Here is a 22,482-nt window from a genome sequence, read left to right as displayed (position 1 = left end):
GATCTGGCCATGGGTGGACCAGTGAGCAGTCTGAAGCGTTCCATCTCGTGCAGGGCGGACGGGCGCGTATCGGTCACCAACGAGCCCTGCAAGGAGGACCGTTCGGCCGGTGCGGGGCCGCGGATCCGGCATCACCAGCAGCGCGAGCGGGCCAAAGGCGCGGTCGTGCAGTTCACGACCACGAGGCTCGCGCACTGCGAGGTCGCTGTGGGTTTTGAGCCGCTTGACCGGGAACAGCTCGCCCAGGTGCAGACCGTGGTCATGTTCATGCTGCTGCTGAAGTGGATGGACCCGTCGTCCGTTGCAGCTTCCGGCAGCAGGCCTGCTCCGCGCAGCACGGTTGCATCCGCGGGCGCTCGGGCTTCGATGGCGACACGGGCTCCGCGTCGGCGCAGCGACTCCGGATCGCCCGCCTCGTCGCGCTCGCGATCGGAACCCTTGATCGACGTCAACCCGCTGGCGCTTCCGTCGCGTCCGGACCTTGCCGCTCGGTTTCGTGCTGCGAATCCCGTCACGCCGAGGCCGGCGGTCGCGCCACCGGCGAGTGCGCCGGTTCAGACGGGAACACCCCTGTACCCCATTCCGACGGGACTGCCCATCTCGATGGGGCAGGTCATCCCGATGGGAATTCTTGTCGCTCCGGGCGTGCTTCCGGGCCAGATCCCCACCGGAGGCGTGCCGACCCCTGGCCCGATGTCGATTCCTCCGCACGGATGGCCGCCTGGCCATCCCAAGGGTGTCGACGCAAGCGCGCCCGCCGGTGTACCGCCGGGCTGGCCGCCGGGCTGGCCACCCACCCACGGAACCGCAGCCGCCCAGGCATCGCCCGCCATCCCCCCCACGGGATGGCCTCCGGGTCAGGGCCCGATCGGTTCTTGATCCACGATCACAGTCGACACCCCGCCTCATCCGCGGGGTGTTTGCATTGGATGGACCGCCTGACGGGTAAACCCTAGGACGTGCCACCGATCCCCAGTGTATTGTTAACGTTAACAATTGCTGCGGGGGCGCTTGAAGTGTCGCCGTCCCAATTCTTTTGGAGAGACCTCATGCGCAAGCTGCTGTTCACACTGTCGATCGCATTGAGCCTCGGCGTCGCGTCGCTTCCGACGGCACACGCCGACACCTGGCCCGACAAGCCCGTCACGCTGCTGGTGCCGTTCCCGCCCGGCGGATCGACCGACACCGTCGCGCGGGCCATCGCGCCCAAGCTCAACGAGGCGCTGCAGCAGACCTTCATCGTCGACAACAAGGCCGGCGCCACCGGCACCATCGGCGCGGCGCTGGTCAAGCGCGCGGCGCCTGACGGCAGCACCTTCCTGGTCACCTCGCTCGGCCCGCTGGTGATCGCGCCGCACCTGATCAAGAACGTGCAGTACGACGCGCTGAAGGATTTCGACCTGATCACGATCGCGGTGCAGGCGCCCAACGTGCTGGTGGTGCCGGCCGCGTCGCCGCACAGGAGCGTGGCCGACGTCATCGCGTTCGAGAAGGCCAACCCCGGCAAGATGACTTTTGCGTCGTCGGGCAACGGATCCAGCGACCACCTGACGGCCGAGCTGTTCTGGCAGCTCACCGGCACCAGCGGTTCGCACATTCCGTACAAGGGCGGCGCGCCGGCCATCTCCGACCTGCTGGGCGGCCAGGTCGAGGCCTCGTTCCAGAACGTCAACGCGGTGCTGCAGCACATCAAGGCCGGCAAGCTGCGCGCGCTGGCCGTCACCGGCGACAAGCGCTCGGCGGTGCTGCCCGAGGTGCCGACCTTCGACGAGGCCGGCGTCAGGAACCTGGCGGTCTACTCGTGGCAGGGCATCGCCGCGCCGAAGGGCCTGCCGGCCGACGTGCGTGCGAAGGCGCATGCGGCGATCGTCGCGGCGCTGAACGACCCGCAGGTCCGGCAGCAGTTCGTGTCGGTCGGCATGGAGATCGTCGGCAACACGCCGGCGCAGTTCACCGCATTCCAGCAGAAGGAGTTCGCGCGCTGGAAGACCGTCATCGACACCGGCAAGATCACGGCAGATTGAGTATTCGACTGCTTCGACAGGCTCAGCCGGGCCCTTCGACAGGCTCAGGTCCTTCGACAAGCTCAGGATGAGCGGGCCCTTCGACAGGCTCAGGTCCTTCGACAGGCTCAGGATGAGCGGGCCCTTCGACAGGCTCAGGGCGAACGGAGCCTGGTTCACTGCACTTCACCATTCACCCATGAAAACTCCTGTCATCACCGCGCTGCGCGCGATCCCCGTCGCCGGCCGCGACGACATGCTGCTGAACCTGAGCGGCGCGCACGGCCCGTTCTTCACCCGCAACCTGCTGATCCTGACCGACAGCGCCGGCCGCACCGGCGTCGGCGAGGTGCCGGGCGGCGAGAAGATCCGCCAGACGCTCGAGGACGCCGCGCCGCTCGTCGTCGGCCAGCCGATCGGCAACCACCAGCAGGTGCTGCAACGCGTGCAGCAGGGCTTCGCCGACCGCGACAGCGGCGGCCGCGGGCTGCAGACCTTCGACCTGCGCACCACCATCCATGCGGTCACCGCGATCGAGTCGGCCTTCCTCGACCTGCTCGGCCAGCACCTGGGCGTGCCGGTGGCGGCGCTGCTCGGCGAAGGCCAGCAGCGCGACGCGGTGGAGATGCTCGGCTACCTGTTCTTCGTCGGCGACCGGACGCGCACCGACCTGCCGTATGCGCAAGAACCCGACGCCGACAACGACTGGTTCCGGCTGCGCCACGAGAAGGCGATGGACGCCGACGCGATCGTGCGCCTGGCCGAGGCCGCGCAGGCGCGCTACGGCTTCAACGACTTCAAGCTGAAGGGCGGCGTGCTGCGCGGCGACGAAGAGATCGAGGTGATCCGCGCGCTGCACGAGCGCTTTCCGACCGCCCGCATCACGCTCGACCCGAACGGCGGCTGGCTGCTGAAGGACGCGATCCGGCTGATGCGCGACATGCGCGGCGTCGTCGCGTACGCCGAAGACCCGTGCGGCGCCGAAGGCGGCTTCTCGGGCCGCGAGGTGATGGCCGAGTTCCGCCGCGCCACCGGCCTGCCGACCGCCACCAACATGATCGCCACCGACTGGCGCCAGCTCAGCCACGCGCTGGCGCTGCAGTCGGTCGACATCCCGCTGGCCGATCCGCACTTCTGGACGATGGCCGGCTCGGTGCGCGTCGCGCAGACCTGCCGCGACTGGGGCCTGACCTGGGGCTCGCATTCGAACAACCACTTCGACGTGTCGCTCGCGATGTTCACGCAAGTCGGTGCCGCCGCGCCCGGCAAGGTGACCGCGATCGACACCCACTGGATCTGGCAGGACGGCCAGCGCCTGACGAAGCAGCCGCTGCGCATCGAAGGCGGCCATGTGCAGGTGCCGAAGCAGCCCGGCCTGGGTGTCGAGCTCGACATGGACGAGGTCGACAAGGCGCACCGCCTGTACCTGCAGCACGGCCTCGGCTCGCGCGACGACGCGGTCGCGATGCAGTACCTGCTGCCTGGCTGGACCTTCGACCCGAAGCGGCCCGCGCTCGACCGCTGACCCCGACCCGTCGACGTCGATTCCGCTCAAGTGAGGCCAGCGGTTGCCGATAAGCCTGCGTCTTCTTCTATCCGACGCACCATGCTCCTCGACAACCTCTCCATCGGCAAGCGCCTCACCGTCGTCCTCGGCCTGATCCTCGGGCTGTCGGTCGCGAGCAGCCTGTTTGCGGTGCACACGCTGCACCGCACCAGCGCCGAGATCGACGTGATGATCTCCGACAACGTGAAGACCGAGCGCGCGCTGTCGGACTGGCTGCGCTTCACCACCTCGGGGGTGCAGCGCGCCGCGGCGATCGCGAAGAGCAGCGACCCGAGCCTGATCGAGTACTTCGCGGCGGCCACCGCCGACTCCATCAAGCAGACCACCGAGCTGCAGAAGCAGATCGAGCCGCAGATGAACACGGCCGACGAGCGGCGCCAGTACGACCAGGTCGGCGAACTGCGCAAGGGCTACCTCGCCGCGCGCGAAGAGGTCAGCCGGCTGAAGAAGGCCGGCGATGCCGACGGTGCGAGCCGCTCCTTCAACGAGCAGTTCGAGCCGAAGGCGCGCGAGTACATCGCCGCGGTGCAGGCGCTGTGCAATGCGCAGCGCGAGCAGCTCGACGCCAACGGCCGCGCCGCCGAAGCGCGCCGCGCCGGCGCGACCACGCTGCTGGTCGTCAGCGCGGCGCTGTCGCTGCTGGTCGGCGCGACACTGGCCGTGTCGCTGGCGCGCAGCATCACGATACCGCTGCACCGTGCGGTGGCGATGGCCGATGCGATCGCCCTCATGGACCTGAGCGCGGCGGCGCAGAGCCGCTATGCGCCCGACGAGACCGGCCGGCTGCTGCGCTCGATCGACGCGATGCGTGCTGCGCTGACGCGCACGCTGAACGAGGTGCGCGGCGTGGCCGACGGCATCTCGACCGCCAGCACGCAGATCGCCACCGGCAACCAGGACCTGAGCGCGCGCACCGAGCAGACCGCCAGCAACCTGCAGCAGTCGGCGGCGTCGATGGAGCAGCTCACTGCCACCGTGCGGCAGAGCGCCGATTCGGCCTCGCAGGCGTCGCAGCTCGCGTCGTCGGCGGCCCAGGTGGCCGAACGCGGCGGCGCGGTGGTGTCGCAGGTCGTGTCGACGATGGACGAGATCAACGCCAGCTCGAAGAAGATCGCCGACATCATCGGCACGATCGACGGCATCGCGTTCCAGACCAACATCCTGGCGCTGAACGCGGCGGTGGAAGCGGCGCGTGCCGGCGAACAGGGCCGCGGCTTCGCGGTGGTGGCCGGCGAGGTGCGCAGCCTCGCGCAGCGCAGCGCCGAGGCGGCCCGCGAGATCAAGGGCCTGATCGGCCAGAGCGTCGACAAGGTCGAGGCCGGCAGCCGGCTGGTGCAGGACGCCGGCAGCACGATGGGCGAGATCGTCGTCAGCGTGAAGCGGGTGACCGACATGATCAGCGAGATCAGCGCCGCGTCGACCGAGCAGAGCCAGGGCATCGGCCAGGTCAACGTCGCGGTGAACCAGCTCGACCAGATGACGCAGCAGAACGCCGCGCTGGTCGAGGAATCGGCCGCCGCGGCCGAGAGCCTGAAGGACCAGGCGCTGCGGCTGAGTGGCATCATCGGGACCTTCCGGCTGAGCGGGCAGGGCATGACCGCGTGATCGGGTTCCGGCTTGGCGCTGCTGCCGAAGTTTGGTAGCGTGCTGCCCATGCCCGATGACCTGAAGGAGCGAGGCTGCACGTGACGGCTGGCTACTCCGGCACACCGCTCGCCAGGAAGCTCGGCCTGAAAGAAGGCTGCACGGTCGCGCTCCTCGGCGAACCGCCCGGCCATCGGGCGCTGCTGCTGCCGCTGCCGTCGGGCATCGTGTTCACGAACCAGGCGACGGGCGCGACCGACATCGCGCATGTCTTCGTCGCTGCACGCGTCGACCTGGCGTCGCAGCTGCAGGCGCTGCGCAAGACGCTCAGGCCCGACGCGGCGCTGTGGATCTCGTGGCCCAAGAAGGCGTCGAAGGTGCCGACCGACATCACCGAAGGCACGATCCGCGAACTCGCGCTGCCGCTGGGCTACGTCGACATCAAGGTCTGCGCGGTCGACCAGGTGTGGTCGGGGTTGAAGCTGGTCGTGCGCAAGGAACTGCGCCGACCCTGATGCGCCGCGCGGCAGAATCGCGCCGATCGACATCGAGCAACCGGGACAAGGCGCCCCCCATCCACAGGCATTTCGACACGCCCCTTACCGGTGCGAACCCGCGGTGGCGTCGCGCGGCCCCGCAAGCCGCTAGCATCGCGTTCGTCATGGAATTCAGTCCCGAACTGTTCGCGGCGGTGGTCGCCGCAGTCGCCTTTGCCGCCGGCCTGTGGTACTTGCGCGCCCGCCGCCGCCAGACCCGCACCCGCGGCGGCGGCGGCCGCGCAGCCCGCGGCCCGGCCAACCTGCGCTTCACCTGCGCCAACTGCACCAAGCAATTCACGCATTCGCGCCGCACGTTGCTCGCCTACGAACAAGGCGCGCGGCAGTTCTTCTGCAGCGCCTGCCACACGCGCTGGCGCGGCTCGCAATCGGTGATCCAGAACCGCACGCACGGGCCCGGCGAGATGCTGGCCCGCCGCGACGCCCACCAGGCGAAGCAGGCGCAGCTGGCCGAAGCCGCCAAGCGCGTGCAGCCGCCTGCGCCGGCGTCGGCGGGCGCCGATGCGAAGCGCGGCTGCCTGGGGCTGGCCGCGCTGCTGGTGGCCGCGCCGGTGGTGCTCGGCTGGGCCGCGCTGCACTACTTTTGACGCGCCGCTTGCGAAATCCGCATGACCTGGGCGGAACGGCTGTGACATAGTGGCCCGGTCGAGGCCAGCCCGTCGTTCCCCATGTCTCCTGAGCCCCTGATCGCCGTGCGCGATCTCGAATCGAGCCGCCACTGGTACCAGACCGTGCTGGGGCTGCGCAGCAGTGCCGCCGGTGTCCACGATGAAAAGCTGCTGAGCGGCGAGCGCGTCGTGATGCGGATGCGGCCCTGGGACACCCGCCACCACCCGCACCTCGGGCGGCCCGATGTCCGAGCGCGCGGCAACGGCATGCTGCTGTGGTTCCGCACCGACGATTTCGACGCCGCCGTGCTGCGCGTGCGCCAGCAGGCCGCCCAGGTGCTCGAAGGGCCCGAGCTGAACCCGAACGTCGGCCAGCGCGAGATCTGGCTGCGCGATCCCGACGGCTACGTCGTCGTGCTGGCCGGCCCCGAAGGCGAGGTGGCGGCATGATGCCGGCCACGCCTGCCACGCTCGCGCCGATGCGCCCGCAGCGCTACGCCGACTGGGTCGAGGCCAGCGTGCGCGGCTATGCCGAGCTGAACGTCGCGTCAGGCCGCTGGCCGTCGGACGGTGCCGTCGAGCGCTCGCGGGCCGAGTTCGAACGGCTGCTGCCGCTGGGCCTCGCAACGCCCGACCAGCACATCTGCGAGATCTGGTCCGCCGACGGCACGCAGGCAGTCGGCGCGCTGTGGATCGCGCTGCAGCGCCACCCCGCCGGTGTCGGCGCGTATGTGTTCGACATCGAGGTGCTGCCCGAGCACCGCCGCCAGGGCCATGCGCGGCGGGCCTTCATCGCGATGGAGCCGTTCGCCGTGGCGTTCGGCGCCACCAGCATCGGCCTGCATGTGCATGCCCACAACACCGGCGCCCGCGCCCTGTACGAGTCGCTCGGCTACGGCGTCACCGGCGTCAACATGCACAAGGCGCTGCGCCCGACGGTGCGGACCGGCTGATGGCACGCAACATCGAGATCAAGGCGCGGATCGACGGCATCGAACGCATAGAGCCGCTCGTCGCCACGCTGGCACAACATGGCCCCGAGCCGATCGCGCAGGACGACACCTTCTTCCAGTGCGCGAACGGCCGGCTGAAGCTGCGTGCGTTCAGCGACGCCGCCGGCGAACTGATCTTCTACCGCCGCAGCGACCAGGCCGGGCCGAAGGAATCGTTCTACGTCCGCTCGACGACCACCGAGCCGGCGGTGCTGCGCGAACTGCTGACCCTGGCCCACGGGCAGGCGGGCCGGGTGCGCAAGCAGCGCACGCTGTACCTGGTGGGACGCACACGCGTGCACCTCGACCGGGTGGAGGGGCTGGGCGAATTCCTGGAGCTGGAGGTCGTGCTGCGCGACGGCGAGCCGGCCGAAGCGGGCGTGGCCGAGGCGCATGCGCTGATGGCGCAGCTGCAGGTGTCGGTGGGGCAACTGGTCGAGCAGGCGTACGTCGACTTGCTGGCCGCTCAGACGTCGGTCGCGCTTTCCTCGGACGCAAGCTTCGCCACCGGCTTGCGGTACAGCACCCGCGCCGTGTCCGCCTTCACGAAGCAGGTGTAAACCACCTCCGCCAGCCGCTCCGGCGCATACAGCACGCCGACGCGCGGCGACAGGCTCAGCATCTCGTTCGGCGAGATCACCGGCACCTCCAGGTCCGACAGCATCCGCTTCGGCGTGTAGGCCTCGCCGCCGAAACGGTTGTATTCGACGCTGGCCGATTTGGTCACGCGCACGATCTTCGTGCCCGACAACAGGCTCGCCCATTCGGCGGTCTCCGGGTCGCTCGCGCGGTACAGCAGCTTCACCTGGCAGTTCACCAGCACGCCCGATTCGATCGCCTGCACGTTCAGCGAGCGGTCCTCCGGGCTGCGCAGGTCGTGGATCGACTGGTGCAGCAGCACCATGTTCACCTTGAAGCCGGCAATCGTCGCGAGCGCATCGCTCACCTCCTGCGAGATCATGAACTTCAGCTCGTCGATCGCGAGCGTCAGCTGGCGCGTGCGCTCGGGCGCGAGGCGCCGTGCCTCCTGAATCACCTCGGTCACGAAAGCCTGCGTCGCGCGCCGGATCGTCGGGTCGTCGAGCGAGCCGCGCACGTAGATCGTCGCACCGGCCTTCAGTGCCTCGCCGATCTTGTTGCCGCCGCCCTTCTTCGGATTCAGCGACGGCAGCATGCCGAACTCCACCAGGTTGTCGTACAGCCGGCTTGCGCTTTCCTTCAACGGCTTGCCGTCTTCTCCGCGCTGCTCCAGCGCGGCGCGCAGCCCGGCGATGCTGGTGCCCGAGCGCGGCATGATGGTGTCGAGGATGGCACGCTCGCGCGACTTGTAGAAGTCCGAACCGTCGCCGGTGTTGTTGAGCCCGAAGCAGGCGCAGATGCGCGAGCGGCGGTCGCGCGGTGCACCGCCCTCGAACGGCGCCCAGCGCGTGTCCTCGTTGCCGAGGTCGATGTAGATGAAGCGTTGGCCGGCGCGCTCGCAGGCCTCGGCCATGATGTACGGGATGAAGGCATCGGCCTTCGGGTCGATGTAGACCACCGAATGGCCCTGCTCGATCGCCTGCTCCAGCATCACGCCCAGCACCACGCCCTTGCCGAAGCGCGTCGGGCCGACGATCTGCATGTGCGTCGCGCGGAAGGTTTCGGCCGCGAGGAACATCGGCTTGCCGCCGGCATCGAGCCCGATGAACACCTGGCCGTCGCGGCGGTGACGGCGAGGGTCGAAATCGCGCGCCTTCAGCCGGCCGACCTCGTTGCGGATGTCGCTCTGCTTGTGGTCCTCCTGCCGCACCACCAGGCGCTGGACCAGGCGCGACATCTTCGGCGTCAGGTAGCGCGCCGACGCGATGCGCCCGGTCCAGCCGAGCAGCAGGCCGGCCGGCAGCAGCCAGCCCCAGCGCCAGGCCTGGCGCGACACGTAGTCGACGAACCACACATGGCCCTGGCCGGGCGCGTTGCCGAGCGCCGCCACGGTGGCGAAGTACATGCCGGGCCAGAAGATCAGCACCAGCGCGACCAGCGCATACACCGCCGCGCGGCGCAGCGCGATCTTCAGCACCTCCCAGATGCCGTACTCCGCCTCCTTGGCCGGCGGCACGCGCCACGGCAGCACGTTGATCAGCGCGAGCGTCGTCAGCGCGACCGCGGTGCATACCCACCACCACGGCGTGGACCAGCGCATCGCGGCGATCACCGCCTGCGAGACCGTGCCGTTCAACGCGTCCTGCAATTCGTTCATGCGTCATCGTCCCGGGTGTAGAGCATGCGGCGCATCGACGGCGTCTTGACCTGGTCGTGCCGGCCTTCGAGGTGGTTCCAGCGCCACAGCAGGTGGAACTCGCCGTCGTCCAGCTCGGCGATCTCGACGATGCGCCGGCCGTGGTGCGGCGTCTTCTGCGCATGCACGATCACGTCGAGGTTGTTGCGCACCTGGCGCTGCACGTGCTCGTACGGAATGGCCGAGAAGCCGGCCGCGGCCAGGTTGGTCAGCCGGTCGATGGTGTCGAGCGCGCTGTTGGCGTGGATGGTCGACAGGATGCCGGAGTGGCCGGTGTTGGCCGCCGTCAGCAACGCCTCGGCGGCGGCGCCGTCGCGCACCTCGCCGACGATCAGCCGCTGCGGCTCCATGCGCAGCGCGTTCTTCACCAGCCGGCTCATCGTCAGCGGCTCCACGTCCTTCGCGAAGCGGTGCGGCGCCTCCAGCGCCACCCAGTGCCGGCTGTCGATCTGCAGCTCGGCGGTGTCCTCGATGCTGACGATGCGGTCCTCCGGCGGGATGAAGTTCGACACCGCGTTCAGCAGCGTCGTCTTGCCGCTGCCGGTGCCGCCGGAGACCAGCACGTTGAAGCGGTTCAGCATCGCCAGGCGCAGGTAGCGGAACATCTCGCGGTTGAACGAGCCGCTGGCCAGCAGCGCCTCGGCGGTGAAGCGGGTCTTCGGGAACAGCCGCACCGTCATGTTGCTGCCGCTGACGCCGGTCGGCGCGAGCACCGCGTTGATGCGCGAGCCGTCGTCCAGCCGCGCGTCGAGCAGCGGGCGCTCGATCGGGTGCACCTCCTGGCCGAGCGCGTTGGCGATCTGCTCGATCGCGGTGACGAAGTGGAATTCGTTGCTCCAGCGTGCGTCGACCGGCGCGAACTCGCCGTACCGCATGATGTAGACGCTGTCGAAGCGGTTCACGAAGATGCCGGTCACGCCCTCGAGCCGGAAGTACGGCTCGATCGGGCTCAGGTAGTGCCGCACCAGCTCCCACTGGAGCTTGACGGCGCTCTGCGCCTGCGGGCTTTGCGGGTCGTTGGCCGTCACTGTGGAGTACCTCCGTGCTGCGCACTGCGGTGTTCGCCCTTGGGGCGGCCCGGCGGGCTCATCTCAACGCAGGCGTTGCAGCTCTCGCTGCAGCGCATCGACGTTGTCGGCATGGCGGGCCGCGGCCTGGCGGGCCTGCGTCTGGGCCTCGGCATCGCCGGCGGGCGCGGCCTTCACGATCTCGCGGGCGCGCTCCAGCAGCTGCTGTTCGGTGCGCAACTCGGCGTCGATGATCGCGCGGCGGTCGGTGTCGCGCTCGCGTTGCAGCGCCACCGGAATGCGGCGGTCGGACGGGGCGAGCTGCGCGCGCGCGGGCGCGGCGGCGGGCAGCGGCTTGACCGGCGCGTCGAGCGCGGAGGCGCGCGTCGCGAGCGGCGTGCAGTCGCGCTGGCGGGCCTCGGCGTCGCCGACCAGGTTGGTGACGATGCTGCGGCCCGGCTCCTGCAGCGACGGGCAGCGGTACAGCGCGGCGTGTGCCGGCAGGCACGACAGCATGCACGCCAGCACGCACGACAGGCGCAGCACGGCGCTCATGAGGGTGCCCGCCAGGTGGCCACGCCCTGCAGCGCGAGCACCACGACCGCCAGCGGGATGAAGGTGTGCTGCAGCGGCCAGCGGCGGGTGCGCCGCGCGCGGTCGCGCCGGCAGGCCGGGGCGACGGCCAGCGCCAGCAGCGCGGCGTGCGCGAACGCGGTGGTCGGCACGGTGACGCCGCGGCCGGCCAGCGCGAGCGCCAGGCACCACACCACCAGCAGCGCATTCAGCGCGAGCGCATAGGCCAGCGCGCCGCGCTGCGGACCGACCTCGAACAACCCGGGGTCGAGGACCTGCGTGACGCGGTACAGCGCGAGCACCGACGGCAGCGCCATCAACCACGCGAGCCAGGCTGGCGCCAGCACGCTGGTGACGATCAGCGGCGCGCAGGCGGTGATGTACGGCAGCAGCGACCAGCGCAGGCGGGCGTGCGCGAAGTCGCCGTCGGCCAGGCGCAGCAGCAGCTCGCGCAGGCGGGCCGCGGGGCCGGCGGGCCCTTCGACAGGCTCAGGGTGAGCGGAGGGAGGCGGGGTATCGGCCGACACGGAATCCATCCTCATCTCACCGCATCGACTGCGGTGCCACCGCCGGCGCGAACTCGTCGATCGGCGCCCAGGCCCGCAGGAACAGTTCGTCGTCGAGGAACACGTTCATCGGCGTGCCCGGCTTCACGACGATGGTCGGCACCAGGTTCAGGTAGCGCGACGCGACGCGCCGGCCCACGTCGGCCAGCCCGGCCGCGATCTCGGCGCCGGCGTCGCGCCCGGCCAGCACGCTGACCGCGAGGTTGGTGTCGTTGCTGGTCGAGCGCACCGCCCGGGTCGCGGCCAGCCCGCCGATCACGCCATACGCCGCGACGCCGCCGAGCGTCGCGAGGAAATGCCGGTTCACGTCGCCCTCCAGCGCGGCGACGCCGGCACCGTCGAGCATCGCGCTGCGCGACAGGTCGATGCGCGCGCCGTTCGGCAGCACCAGCCACTGCGCGATCAGCGCCATGCGCTCGTTGATCGCCTCGTTGACCGGCTTCGGCCGGGCCGAGCTGCCGAGCACGCGCGTGCCCTTCGGGATCAGGATCACGTCCTGGTTCAGGTCGTAGATGTCGCGGGCGATCAGCGCGCGCCAGCGGCCCTCCCAGTCGGAGTTGACCTCGATGTCGAGCACCGCCGCCATCACCGTGCCGACCGGCACCAGGTACTCGCCTTCGCGCTGCGCATCGCCGCGCTCGCGCCGTGCGGTGGCCGTCTGGCCGACGATCGCGCCCGACGCCTGCGCGCCGCCGAGGTCGCGCACGTAGCGGCTCGCCTCGTCGCCGGCGCCGCTGCCGCCCCGCACGCGGTCGATGGCCTGGCGCAGCCGCGTCAGCGTCGATGGCGCCTGGCCGGTCTGTGCGTCCGCCGCCACCGCGGCCGCCGCGACGCTGCCGGCCGCCGCGGTGCCGGCAGCCGGCACGCCGCCGGCGGCCCCGGTGGTGGCACCGGTGCGCCGCGGCGCCTCCTTCGGATCGCGCGGCGAGCGCGGGTTCGACACCAGCATCTCGTGCGAGCTGACCGCGGCGAGCGAGCGCTTCAGGTCTTCCATGCGCGCGGTCTCGCGCAGGTCCTGCTCGGGCGAACGCGGCGCGGCAGCCGACGGCGGCGGCGCCTCGCGCTGCGCTTCGGCGCGCGCTCGCTCCAGCGCGAGCTTCTTCTGCCGCTCGGTCTCCAGCCGCGCCGCCTCGACGCGCTGCTTGGCTTCGAAGTCGACGAACGGGTCCTGCGGCGGCGGCTTGCCGGTATCGGCCACCGCGGCGACCGGCTTCGGCGGGCTGCGCAGCGAATCGACCAGCAGCCCGCCGACGATCAGGCCGCCGAGCACCGCGCCGACGATCACCACGCGCTTGCCGTGCTGCGACACCTGCTCGTCGGCGCCCGGCGGCTGGGTCGGCGGCACGCTGTCGTCGAAGGCCTGCGCAGCGGCGCCGGCCGGCGGGGTGCGGGGTGGGGTGGGTGCTTGGCTCATCACGACTCCCGTTCGCCCTTGCGGGTGATGCTGAGGGTCTGCTTGCCCGAGTACAGCGTGAACTTCGGGAACAGGCCGCTGATCTGGTAGGTGCGCGTCGGCTCGTCGTAGCCGTAGTCGAGCAGCACCGCCTTGCCGTCCAGCTCGGCCATGATCGACGCGAGCCCCTGCGCGCCTTCCTTCATGCGCACATAGGTGAAGCGGCCGTCGTCGTACACCGATTCGATCTCGCCGGCGGTCCAGCGCGAGAACAGCCCGCTCTCCCAGCCGTAGTTGCTGTTCAGCTTCTTGCGGTAGGCCTTCATCGAATCGCGCGCCTGGCGCTCCAGCCCGGCGTTGCGCTCGCGCAGCGCGCTGACCTCCTGCCGCGCATCCTGCGAATACGAGCCGTCGCTGCGCTGCTCGCCGGCGCGCGCCCAGGCGCCGCGCGAGATCAGCCCCGGGTCGGCCTGGATGTAGACGCAGTGCGAGATCTCCAGGTTCTCCGGCACGCGCGTCACCAGGAACTCGTACGCGTTGCCGCTCTGGCCGATGGCCGAGATCGTCGTCGAGCGGCCTTCGCTGGAGCGGCTGGTCGGCTTGATGAAGATGCGGCTGTTGATCCAGTCGAGCGCCCACAGCTCCTTGTCGCCCATGATCACGTCGATGCCGGCCTCGGGCAGCGCGACGTGGATCTGCTTGAAGGGCTGCGCCTGCAGCCGGATGATGTCGCCGCGCTGCCAGTTGATCGTGCGGCAGCTCAGCGCCGGCTCGCCGGGGCGCGCCTGGTTGGCGGCCCGTGCCTGGATGCGCGGGGTAGCGGCCGCCACGCGGCGTGCAGGGGCCGGTGCCGCGGCCGACGCGGCGGGTGCGGCCGGGTTGGCGGACGACACCGCATTGCGCGGTGCATCCCCCGGGCCGTCGAACGGCGTGGATTGCGCGCAGGCCGGGCCGGCGACGAGCGCCAGGGCGACCAGGCCGGCCAGCGTGAGGGGGGCGCGGTTCAGCGTGAAGGTGTTCATCGTGGCGCGTGGCTCCATGGGAATCTGGTTGCAGGCGGGTCTCAACGTGTTCGACCGGTCGCTCAGCCGGTCTGCGCGAGCTTGTCGTCGCGGGGCACCGGCGTCGGGTCTTCCTTCAGGTCGAGCGACAGGATCTCCAGCCCGAGCGGGTTGGCGATCAGCGCGCCCTTGTTCGCGGCGATCTCGTCCTTGCCCTTGATGCGCCAGCCCATCTGCACGATGGCATTGCGCCGGTCGACGACGGTGCCGTCGGGCTTGCGTTCGGTGAAGGTGGTGAAGACCAGCGTCTCGTACAGCGTGGTGCGGCCCTGGTCGGGGATCACCGACGGGATCTGCGTGCGGTGCTGCACCACCCGCACGCGCACGTCGCGTTCGAGGCAGCGCTGCTTGCAGTCGGTCAGTTCGGCGGCGACGCGGGCCGCGTGGTAGTCGTCGGCGCCGAGGAACTGCGCCACGAGCTTGGGCGACAGGAAGAAGCCGACGAAGCGGTAGTCGCCGGTGATGGTCGCGGCATTCTTGCGGTAGCGCTTCTCGACGAATTCGCTGAGCTTCGATTCGAGCGTGGTCTGGAAGAACTCGACCGGCCGCGCCTGGTCGGCGAACTCCACCGTGTACGCGCCTGACGGGTCCAGCTTGACCCAGGCCACCCGCACGTTCGACGCGAAGCGCTGGTCGGCGGTGTACCAGCCGATGGCCGAGAACAGCGTGATGCCCCCCAGCAGCAGGAACGCGACGAACCAGCGCGCGCGGTCGGCCGACGCGGCGGCCAGCAGGTCGAAGCGCGACTGCGCGCGCAGCTTCGTGATCACCGCATCGGGAATCAGTCCCTGCTCGGTGTCGTGGGCGGGCCGCGGCCCGCCGGCACGCACGCTGTCCGTCGGTGATCGGGGCTTCTTCGGCAGAGGCGTCATGGTGGTGGTCTCGCGGGCGGTCGTGCCGTGAACAGCGCAACCCCGATGCCAGCTTCGGCAGCGCGCCGTCGCGCAGCGCGAAATCTCAATCGCGCCAAGCAGTTAGGCCTTCTCTCGGCGCCGTCGCGGGCCGCATCGATCGCGCCGCGACTGTGCGCGATGCCGCAAGGCATGCGGCGGTGCTGGCGGCAATCCGCACGCACGGCGAGCTGCCGGATCCGAGGGCGTTGGCGCGATTTGCATGGACCCTACGAGTTCTCGTAGCTTGCGCGCCGGCCGCAGATCACTACGCTAGACCCCATCATGAAAGTCGCATTGCTTCACTTGTTCGGCAGCACCCGCGCACAACTCGCGGCCCATTTGCGTGACGGTGGCCTCGACGTGCACGCGGTGTCCAACGCGGAGGACCTGCTGACGCTGATCGCGTCGGGCGCGGCCGGCGTGGTGGTCACCGACTTGCGCCTGCCCGGCGTGCATGAAGGCATGGAGCTGCTGTCGCAGTGCCATGCGATGGACCCGCAGCTCACCGTGATCGCGTTGAGCGACCAGGAAGACACCGCGACCGCGGTCGAGGCGGTGCACCGCGGCGCGCGCGACGTGCTGGCGCCCGACCGGCTGCCGCGCCTGGCCACCGCCTGCCGGCAGGCGATCCGCTCGCGCGAGTTGACGCTGCAGACGCGCGCGGCCGAGTTGCTGAACGACGGCGAGCTGGCGCCGGTGCAGGGAAGGCGAGGCATCGTGCCGATCCAGGAGGTGCTGCGCGGCAACCACCCGGCGGTCGGCAAGCTGCGCCAGGTGCTGCTGCGGCTTGCGCGCGTCGACACCGACGTGCTGGTGAAGGCCGAGACCGGCTGCGGCAAGGAGGTGGTCGCGCGCTGCCTGCACGACTACGGGCCGCGCGCCGACAAGCGCTTCGTCGCGATCAACTGCGGCGCGATCCCCGAGAACATCTTCGAGAGCGAGCTGTTCGGCCACGAGGCCGGCGCGTTCACCGGCGCGACCAAGCGGCGCATCGGCAAGCTGGAGTACGCGGCCGGCGGCACGGTGTTCCTCGACGAGATCGAGAGCATGCCGATGGCGATGCAGGTGAAGCTGCTGCGCGCGCTGCAGCAGCGCACGATCGAGCGCGTCGGCGGCAACGAGCCGGTGCGGCTGAGCTGCCGCGTGGTCGCAGCGACCAAGGACGACCTGCTGGAGCTGTCGCGCGCCGGGCGCTTCCGCATCGACCTGTACTACCGCATCAACGTGATCGAGCTGTCGCTGCCGCCGCTGCGCGAGCGGCGCGACGACATCCCGCTGCTGGCGCATGCGTTCGCGCTGGAGGCGGCCGAGCACCACGGGTTGACCGATGCCGAGCTCGACATCGAATTCGTCTGCCGGCTGATGGTGCGCGACTGGCCCGGCAACGTGCGCGAGCTGCGCAATGCGGTGGAGCGCCACGTGCTGGGCATGCCGGAGCTGGCGGGCGGGGACGACGCGCCGCAGCAGTCGCTGCCGCAGCTGGTGGCGTCGTTCGAGCGCACGGTGATCGAGCAGTGCCTGCGCATGTGCGGGGGCTCGGTGACGCGGGCCTGCGAGGTGCTGCATGTGCCGCGCAAGACGCTGTACGACAAGCTGACGCGCTTCAGCGTGGATCCGCAGGCCTACCGCGGCGACGGGCCGGCGGTGTCGGGCTTCGCGCCGATGACGCAGTCCGATTTCGCTGCGGTATAGACGGCGCACGGCGGCCAGGGCTTCGACAGGCTCAGCCCGAACGGGGAAGGGCTCAGCCCGAACGGGGAGGGGCTCGGCCCGAACGGGGAGAGGCTCAGCCTGGACGGGGAGAGGCTCAGCCTGGACGGGGAGGGGCTCAGCCTGGACTGGAAAAAACCGTTCGTCCTGAGCAACGGGAAAAACCCGTTCGCCCTGAGCAGGGACCGAGCTTGTCGAGGGCCCGTGTCGAAGGGTTGGCTCCGCAGCGTGCCATCACATCAACGCAACATCCCGTGTGACCCCCGCGCTCTCCAGCGCCTCGCGCAGCGTCTGCAGCGCCGTCACCTGCAACTGCCGGATCCGCTCGCGCGTCACGCCGCGCTCGCTGCTCAACTGCTGCAGCGTGCATTCATCGCCACCGTCCAGCCCGAAGCGCGCGACGATGATGTCGCGCTGCCGTTGCGGCAGCTGCGCCACCTGCGCCCGCAGCAACTCCGCCAGCCGCGGCGCATCGCGCTGCTCGGCCACCTCGTCGGCCACGTCGCGCTCGCTGAAGCCGGCGTCCGACAGCTGCTGCTCGACGTCCTCGTCGTCCATCGGCACCGGCGTCACCGGTGCCGCGTCGTGCGCCATCTGCAGCCGCAGCGGCGGCCGCACGATCGGCACCTGCATCGCGAGGGCCGTCTGCAGGTGATGCCGGATCCAGAAGCCGGCATAGGTCGAGAAGCGCAGCCCGCGCGCGGACTCGAACTTCTGCAGCGCGACCAGCATGCCGACATTGCCTTCCTCGATCAGGTCGAGCAGCTCCAGCCCGCGGTTCGAGAAGCCGCGCGCCATCGAGATCACGAAGCCGAGGTGGTGGCAGATCAGCGCGTCGCGGGCGTCGCCGTCGCCGCGGTCGATACCGGCCAGCAGCTCCGATTCGTGCTGCGGCAGCAGCCGCGCGAAGCGGCGCACCTCGCGCATGTACAGCGTCATCAGCGTCGGCAGCGCCGCATCGCGGCGTGCCGACGCGTCAGCGCGTGGCGGCGGGCTTGCGCTCATCGGTGCTGGTGAGCGCGTCGGCGCCCAGGTCGCGCTCGACGATGCGCGGGTTCGGCGTGGCGTGACCTGCCTGGCGCGGGGTCGCGGCGCAGGCCGTCAGCAGCGCCAGCAGGGCGGACAGCAGGCAGCGGGCAGCCAGCATCATGGCGTCTCCTTCGCGTCGTAGGGCAGGCGTTCCACCGCGACCAGCCGGTTCACGTGGTCGACGACCAGCCGGTTGTCTTCGCCGATCAGCAGCAGCAAGGCCTGCTCGATGCTCATCACCCCGGCATGCGCGGCGATCGCCGGGATGCGACGCTGCAACACCGCGGCGCTGTCGACCGGGTCGACGGTGCGGTAGGTGATGCGGTACTGCACCGGCTCCAGCAGCGACTTGATCGCATCGCCGACGGTGCCGCTGCGCGGGTCGAACTCGACCAGCGTGCCGACCTTCAGCCGGTAGGCGGCTCCGGGCGGCGCGCCGGCGGCGAGCACCGGTTGCGGCAGCATCGCGAGCAGCAGCAGCGCACACACGAGACCGACCACGCACCAGCGCAGCAGCGCGGTGAGTTGCGGCGAACGCGCGAGCGGGTGGAAGCGCAGCGGAATCTTCATCATCGGCACTCCTGTCAGTGGCGGCTGTGTTGCGCAATGGCCGTGCCACCGCGGCAAGCGCGGCTGCACCGGGCAGCGCGGCGGCGCGCTGTGCGGCACGCCGCGCTCGGTGCCGTCGGGCGTGCGCCGCGCCACACACCGTGGATGAGCCGCTTCATGGCTGGCCGGCGCTCTCGACGCTGCGTTGAAGCTGCGCGAGCGCATGGCGCGTCACCGCGTCGGCGAGGGCGTCGGTCTCCAGCGCGCGCGCCAGCATCGCGCCCACGACCACCGACAGGTCGGGGCGCATCTGCAGCTGCTTCTGCACCTGCATGCGCAGCTTCAGCGTGGCCTGGAAGAGCTCTTCGGGGACCGGGACCCAGCGCATCGTGTCGCGCCGTGCAGTGGAGGAGGTGGGAGGTGTCATGGTCGGTGTGCCTCGCGGTGATGAACCGGGAATGCAGTGCAAGCCCCGGGCCGGCCTTGACAAGCGCGCGCGCCGCCCTAGACCCAGCGGGCGATTCCGCACGCGTGAAAGGCGGAAGGTCGCCGCACCTCACGCGGGAATCTGCGGGTCCGGAAACTCCGGCTCGCGTGACATGGAGGAGGTGGCAGTCTTGAGTGGACTGCTGGGCCGCAAGGTCCTGATCGCGGGGATGTTCTTCGTCCTGTACTGCGCGGGTGTCCAAGCCGTGCAGACGTCCAGCCGCGCGATCGGCGTGCTGTCGCTCGCGAGCGACTCGACGGTGCTGGCCGTGCGCTTCCAGGGCGTGTTCCTGGCGGTGCTCGTGGTGGCATTCGCGAGGGCTCGGCGGCAGCGGTCGCTGGATGTGTTCCGCCCGCACTACCTGGTCAACCGGGTGGGGCAGGCGATCACGCAGACCGGTCAGACGGTCTGCATCCTGTTCGCGTCGGTCGAGATGGCGGGGCAGCTGCAGTCGGCGGTGTCGATGGCTGTGGTGCCGGTCTGGACGTTGCTGGTCGGCGGGACCCTCTCCCGTTTCGGCAAGCACGACCGGATCAATGCGTCGGCGTGGGTCGCTCCGGCGATCTACGCCATCGCGGCCAGCCTGCTGGCTTCGGAAGCTCCGAAGGCCGAAGGCTCGATCTGGCACGGCATCGCGTACATGCTGGGCAGCGGGTTGTTCACGACCGTGCTGCACTACCTGACCGATGACGTGTCGAAGAAGGACGCGGCGGCCGGCGACGGGCGCAAGGAAAGCAAGCTCACCCAGGCGCTGTGGCAGAACGGTCCCGCCGCGGTGCTGGCGGTGCCGCTGTGGTTCACGGCGGCACCGGTGGTGTCGCTGGAGCGGGCCGCCGTTCCGTCGTCGCTGCTGGGGGTGCTGCTGGTCCTCGGTGTCGCGGGGTTCTCGCTGTTGCAGCAACTCGCGATGCAGCTCGCCTACGTCACCAGTGAAGGCACCGGCATCACCGTCGCGCGGCTCAACACGCTGCGCGGCTTCCAGGTGATGTTCGGCGCCGCGCTCGACATCTGGCTGTTCCACGACGTTCCCGGGCCCGTGCAGATCAAGGCATTGCTGCTGGTCCCGGTCGCGATGTGGGCCGGCTGGTTGCTGACGACCACCAAGAAGAATCCCGATGAAGGCGCCGGTGTGCAGTAGCACGTCGGCCTGAATCGGATGCGATGCGGTCGCGCCGGGTGGTCGTCCACCTGGCGCGCCGCATCGCGACCCCGGAAGCGTCGGTTCGGTCCTGCAGCTCTCGCTGCTCGATCGTCCGGCGCTTCTTCCTTTTCCACACTTGGTCTTGACACGCTCGTGGCCTGCCCTACACCCGGCAGGCGAACCCCGATTGGGGTGCGCACGGTTGAAGTGGCATCCGCCCTCTGGGTGGTTGCCGCTTCACGGACGAGAAGAGGGAACATGAAGGGTGCACGAGCACTGCTCAACGGGTATCTGGGACAGGGGTTCCAGAGCGACAACCCGGAGCGCATGAAGGGTGGCGGAACGCAGTACCTCGCCATCTCCACCAACGGCGACCGGATCCAGCTGGACCCGAGCGTCAGGTCCCTGTTCCGCCCGGCCATCGCCCACCTGCGGCGCTGCGGCCTGAACCCGACGACCAACGTCGTCTGGAATCAGGGCGCGGTTCCGATGCTGCGCCGCGAAACGTACGTGCCCTGCATGTTCGAGCGCGCGTACGCTCCGCCGAACGTCCGGGAGCTCGACTGGGCCCGGGACTGGCAGAAGGTGATCGAGGCCGCGTCGATGAAGTCGAAGTTCCCCGGTGTCATGAAGGACTGGGGGTTCTCGGGTCTGATCCCGAGGTCCCTGGTGTTCCGGCCCGGAGACACCGTCGACATCCCGCAGGACATGGACTCGGTGTGGTTCAAGCGCACCGTCGAGACCACCGGCGGAATCAACGTCGAGGGTCCCGTCGGGCGTGCCGATCTGGACGCCACCGTCCGTCGCTTCCAGCGGCGCGACGAGGCGTTCCAGGTGCAGGAGCACGTCCCCGGCGACGACTACTCGAACCAGTACTTCGCCGAGTTCGACGGTACGTTGCGCTTCCTGGCGACGACCGAGCAGGTGGTGATCAACGGTCACCACGCGGGCAACGAGACGTCTTCGGACAACTGGGGCCCGCTGACTCACGCGATCGCGCAGAAGCTGGTGGCCCTCGGGCTGCGCGGCTTCTTCGGGATCGACTTCCGCGTCAACGGTCTGACGGGGCGTGTCACGGAGTTCAACCTCCGCGTCAACGGCTCGTCGGTGCCGGAGTACCTGCGCGTGCAGTTCGGATTCGACAAGGTCTTCCTGATCCGGGAGACCCAGGTGAACCCGAGGCTGTCGCTCACGCAGGCGCTCGACCGGCTGAAGAACACCGGTCACGAGCTGGACTCCACGGGCGGCGCTGTCGCCTACCTGTGGGGCTGGTTCAAGACCGGTCGCACTCTCGGGATCGCCATCTACGGTGACGACGCCCGGGCACGGTACGACGAGGTGAGCAGGATCCTGCTCGCCGCGTAGTTCCGCGGTTCGACACGCTTCATCACGTCCGCACCACGACCGGGGGACAGTGCTTCTGCACTGTCTCCCGGTTTCCTTTTGGGTCGCGCATTCAGGGAAACTCCTGAGTGAATGAAATGATTTACAAATGACAAAGTGAATGTCATCATTCATTCATGCCGTCGTCATCGTCCTCACAAGCTTCCGCGCAGCAGCGCATCGCCGCCGCGGCGCAACAGGCCTCGCCGTCGCTGGCGCGGGTCGGCCACTGGATGGCGGCGCACCCGATCCAGACGCTGTCGTGCAGCGCCGACGAGATCGCGTCGCTGACCGGCACCTCGGTCGCGGCGATCAACCGCTTCTCGGTCGCGGCCGGCTTCGAAGGCTTCACGCACCTGAAGAGCCAGCTCGGCCGCGAGCTCGAATCGGTGGTCGACCCGGTGCGCAAGCTCGACGGCGCGCGCAACGGCGCCACCGGTCGCTCGCCGAAGACCGGCAAGGCCGGCAGGGCGAAGACCGGCGACGCCCCGATCGACGGTGACGCCCTCGCGCAGGCCGCCAGCGTCCCGCAGATCCAGCGCGCCGCCGGCCGCCTGCTGAAGGCGCGCAACGTCTGGCTGCTCGGCCTCGGCACCAGCAGCTTCGTCGCCGGCTACGGTGCCCACGTGCTGATGCCCTACCTGCCGCAGGTGTGGGCCATCGCCGGCAGCGGCGGCACCGAAGTCGCGGCACGCCGCCTGGCCCGCTGCGGCGACACCGACCTGCTGATCGCGCTCTCGCTGCCGCGCTATTCGATCGCCACCGTGCGACTGGCCGAGTTCGCGCGCAAGCGCGGTGCCCACGTCATCGCGATCACCGACAGCCCCACCGCGCCGCTCGCGACGATGGCCGACACGCTGCTGCTCGCGCCGGCGCAGCACGCGGTGCTGCCGAGCTCCGCGCTCGGCGCGCTGGCGGTGATGGAAGCCCTGGTCGCCGCGGTGATGCGGCTCAACCCCGACGGCCTGCGCATCGCGCGCGAGCTGTCCGAATCGGTGCTGTCGCACCTCACCACCGACGCCCAATTCCCCCGCCAATCTCCCGGCCAATCCTCTCGCAGCAACAAGGACGAGATATGAAGCAGTACGCCGCCCCATTCGTGTC

At 70.1% G+C, this 22,482-nt stretch carries 24 protein-coding genes; 12 read left to right on the top strand and 12 right to left on the bottom strand.

Going from position 1 to position 22,482, the window contains the following annotated elements; all coding sequences use genetic code 11:
- Positions 1-131: 131 nt before the first annotated feature.
- Positions 132-452 carry a hypothetical protein gene (locus tag FHT26_RS13985; RefSeq protein WP_168560735.1) on the bottom strand — a complete coding sequence of 107 codons (321 nt, stop codon included), beginning with the start codon at positions 450-452 and terminating at the stop codon, positions 132-134.
- Positions 453-1,049: 597 nt separating this feature from the next.
- Here FHT26_RS13985 and FHT26_RS13980 point away from each other — a divergent pair.
- From FHT26_RS13980 to FHT26_RS13945, 8 genes are all read left to right on the top strand, one after another.
- Positions 1,050-2,024 carry a Bug family tripartite tricarboxylate transporter substrate binding protein gene (locus tag FHT26_RS13980; protein ID WP_168560734.1) on the top strand — a complete coding sequence of 325 codons (975 nt, stop codon included), beginning with the start codon at positions 1,050-1,052 and terminating at the stop codon, positions 2,022-2,024.
- Between the two features lie 178 nt (positions 2,025-2,202).
- Positions 2,203-3,528, top strand: a complete 1,326-nt coding sequence (gene gudD, locus FHT26_RS13975) for a glucarate dehydratase (protein ID WP_210427393.1) — start codon at positions 2,203-2,205, stop codon at positions 3,526-3,528.
- A gap of 81 nt (positions 3,529-3,609) precedes the next feature.
- Positions 3,610-5,175: a methyl-accepting chemotaxis protein gene (locus FHT26_RS13970; protein ID WP_168560732.1), complete on the top strand. Its 1,566-nt coding sequence runs from the start codon at positions 3,610-3,612 to the stop codon at positions 5,173-5,175.
- Positions 5,176-5,255: 80 nt separating this feature from the next.
- Complete coding sequence (locus FHT26_RS13965; RefSeq protein ID WP_168560731.1) at positions 5,256-5,669, top strand: DUF3052 family protein; 414 nt, start codon at positions 5,256-5,258, stop codon at positions 5,667-5,669.
- 146 nt (positions 5,670-5,815) lie between these two features.
- Entirely contained in the window at positions 5,816-6,298 is a 483-nt protein-coding gene (locus FHT26_RS13960; RefSeq protein ID WP_168560730.1) for a zinc finger domain-containing protein, read from the top strand.
- 81 nt (positions 6,299-6,379) lie between these two features.
- The gene (locus tag FHT26_RS13955) at positions 6,380-6,769 is read left to right on the top strand and encodes a VOC family protein (RefSeq protein ID WP_168560729.1); all 390 of its coding nucleotides are present in this window, start codon (positions 6,380-6,382) and stop codon (positions 6,767-6,769) included.
- Positions 6,766-7,272 (top strand): GNAT family N-acetyltransferase, encoded by a 507-nt coding sequence (locus FHT26_RS13950; protein WP_168560728.1) that lies wholly within the window; start codon positions 6,766-6,768, stop codon positions 7,270-7,272. Before FHT26_RS13955 ends, FHT26_RS13950 begins: the two co-directional genes overlap by 4 nt.
- Positions 7,272-7,871, top strand: coding sequence for a class IV adenylate cyclase (locus tag FHT26_RS13945; protein WP_168560727.1), 600 nt, complete (start codon positions 7,272-7,274; stop codon positions 7,869-7,871). The genes FHT26_RS13950 and FHT26_RS13945 overlap by 1 nt, the downstream gene beginning before the upstream one ends.
- Here the strand turns inward: FHT26_RS13945 and FHT26_RS13940 are convergent.
- The 7 genes from FHT26_RS13940 to FHT26_RS13910 form a co-directional block, all read right to left on the bottom strand.
- Positions 7,778-9,547, bottom strand: a complete 1,770-nt coding sequence (locus FHT26_RS13940; protein WP_168560726.1) for a type IV secretory system conjugative DNA transfer family protein — start codon at positions 9,545-9,547, stop codon at positions 7,778-7,780. The genes FHT26_RS13945 and FHT26_RS13940 overlap by 94 nt on opposite strands.
- Positions 9,544-10,614, bottom strand: a complete 1,071-nt coding sequence (locus FHT26_RS13935; RefSeq protein WP_168560725.1) for an ATPase, T2SS/T4P/T4SS family — start codon at positions 10,612-10,614, stop codon at positions 9,544-9,546. The genes FHT26_RS13940 and FHT26_RS13935 overlap by 4 nt, the downstream gene beginning before the upstream one ends.
- 63 nt (positions 10,615-10,677) lie before the next feature.
- Positions 10,678-11,148, bottom strand: a complete 471-nt coding sequence (locus tag FHT26_RS13930; RefSeq protein WP_168560724.1) for a hypothetical protein — start codon at positions 11,146-11,148, stop codon at positions 10,678-10,680.
- The gene (locus tag FHT26_RS13925) at positions 11,145-11,702 is read right to left on the bottom strand and encodes a hypothetical protein (protein WP_168560723.1); all 558 of its coding nucleotides are present in this window, start codon (positions 11,700-11,702) and stop codon (positions 11,145-11,147) included. Before FHT26_RS13925 ends, FHT26_RS13930 begins: the two co-directional genes overlap by 4 nt.
- Positions 11,703-11,709: 7 nt before the next feature.
- Positions 11,710-13,146 (bottom strand): TraB/TrbI/VirB10 family type IV secretion system protein, encoded by a 1,437-nt coding sequence (locus FHT26_RS13920; RefSeq protein WP_168560722.1) that lies wholly within the window; start codon positions 13,144-13,146, stop codon positions 11,710-11,712.
- Positions 13,146-14,165, bottom strand: a complete 1,020-nt coding sequence (locus FHT26_RS13915; protein WP_168560721.1) for a TrbG/VirB9 family P-type conjugative transfer protein — start codon at positions 14,163-14,165, stop codon at positions 13,146-13,148. Before FHT26_RS13915 ends, FHT26_RS13920 begins: the two co-directional genes overlap by 1 nt.
- Before the next feature lie 44 nt (positions 14,166-14,209).
- Positions 14,210-15,058: a VirB8/TrbF family protein gene (locus FHT26_RS13910; RefSeq protein WP_168560720.1), complete on the bottom strand. Its 849-nt coding sequence runs from the start codon at positions 15,056-15,058 to the stop codon at positions 14,210-14,212.
- A 303-nt stretch (positions 15,059-15,361) separates the two neighbouring features.
- Here FHT26_RS13910 and FHT26_RS13905 point away from each other — a divergent pair, with 303 nt between their 5' ends.
- Entirely contained in the window at positions 15,362-16,771 is a 1,410-nt protein-coding gene (locus FHT26_RS13905) for a sigma-54-dependent transcriptional regulator (protein ID WP_168560719.1), read from the top strand.
- A gap of 252 nt (positions 16,772-17,023) precedes the next feature.
- Here the strand turns inward: FHT26_RS13905 and FHT26_RS13900 are convergent, their stop codons facing one another.
- The 4 genes from FHT26_RS13900 to FHT26_RS13885 form a co-directional block, all read right to left on the bottom strand.
- The gene (locus tag FHT26_RS13900) at positions 17,024-17,794 is read right to left on the bottom strand and encodes a sigma-70 family RNA polymerase sigma factor (protein ID WP_168560718.1); all 771 of its coding nucleotides are present in this window, start codon (positions 17,792-17,794) and stop codon (positions 17,024-17,026) included.
- Positions 17,766-17,939, bottom strand: a complete 174-nt coding sequence (locus tag FHT26_RS13895; RefSeq protein WP_168560717.1) for a hypothetical protein — start codon at positions 17,937-17,939, stop codon at positions 17,766-17,768. Before FHT26_RS13895 ends, FHT26_RS13900 begins: the two co-directional genes overlap by 29 nt.
- The gene (locus FHT26_RS13890) at positions 17,936-18,391 is read right to left on the bottom strand and encodes a hypothetical protein (RefSeq protein WP_168560716.1); all 456 of its coding nucleotides are present in this window, start codon (positions 18,389-18,391) and stop codon (positions 17,936-17,938) included. Before FHT26_RS13890 ends, FHT26_RS13895 begins: the two co-directional genes overlap by 4 nt.
- Positions 18,392-18,542: 151 nt before the next feature.
- The gene (locus tag FHT26_RS13885; RefSeq protein ID WP_168560715.1) at positions 18,543-18,794 is read right to left on the bottom strand and encodes a hypothetical protein; all 252 of its coding nucleotides are present in this window, start codon (positions 18,792-18,794) and stop codon (positions 18,543-18,545) included.
- A 31-nt stretch (positions 18,795-18,825) separates the two neighbouring features.
- On the opposite strand from FHT26_RS13885, the gene FHT26_RS13880 reads away from it, so the two are divergent.
- The 3 genes from FHT26_RS13880 to FHT26_RS13870 all read left to right on the top strand — a co-directional run bounded on the left by FHT26_RS13880 (position 18,826) and on the right by FHT26_RS13870 (position 22,457).
- On the top strand, positions 18,826-19,992 hold the full coding sequence (locus FHT26_RS13880; protein WP_168560714.1) for a DMT family transporter: 1,167 nt from the start codon (positions 18,826-18,828) through the stop codon (positions 19,990-19,992).
- 261 nt (positions 19,993-20,253) lie between these two features.
- Positions 20,254-21,360, top strand: coding sequence for an ATP-grasp domain-containing protein (locus tag FHT26_RS13875; protein WP_168560713.1), 1,107 nt, complete (start codon positions 20,254-20,256; stop codon positions 21,358-21,360).
- A gap of 155 nt (positions 21,361-21,515) precedes the next feature.
- Positions 21,516-22,457, top strand: a complete 942-nt coding sequence (locus FHT26_RS13870; protein ID WP_168560712.1) for a MurR/RpiR family transcriptional regulator — start codon at positions 21,516-21,518, stop codon at positions 22,455-22,457.
- The last annotated feature ends 25 nt before the right edge of the window (positions 22,458-22,482 follow it).

Source organism: Rhizobacter sp. SG703 (assembly GCF_012275445.1).
GTDB lineage: Bacteria > Pseudomonadota > Gammaproteobacteria > Burkholderiales > Burkholderiaceae_C > Rhizobacter.
The sequence above is the reverse complement of the archived record's forward strand: the minus strand, read 5'-3'. Positions and strand labels throughout refer to the sequence as shown.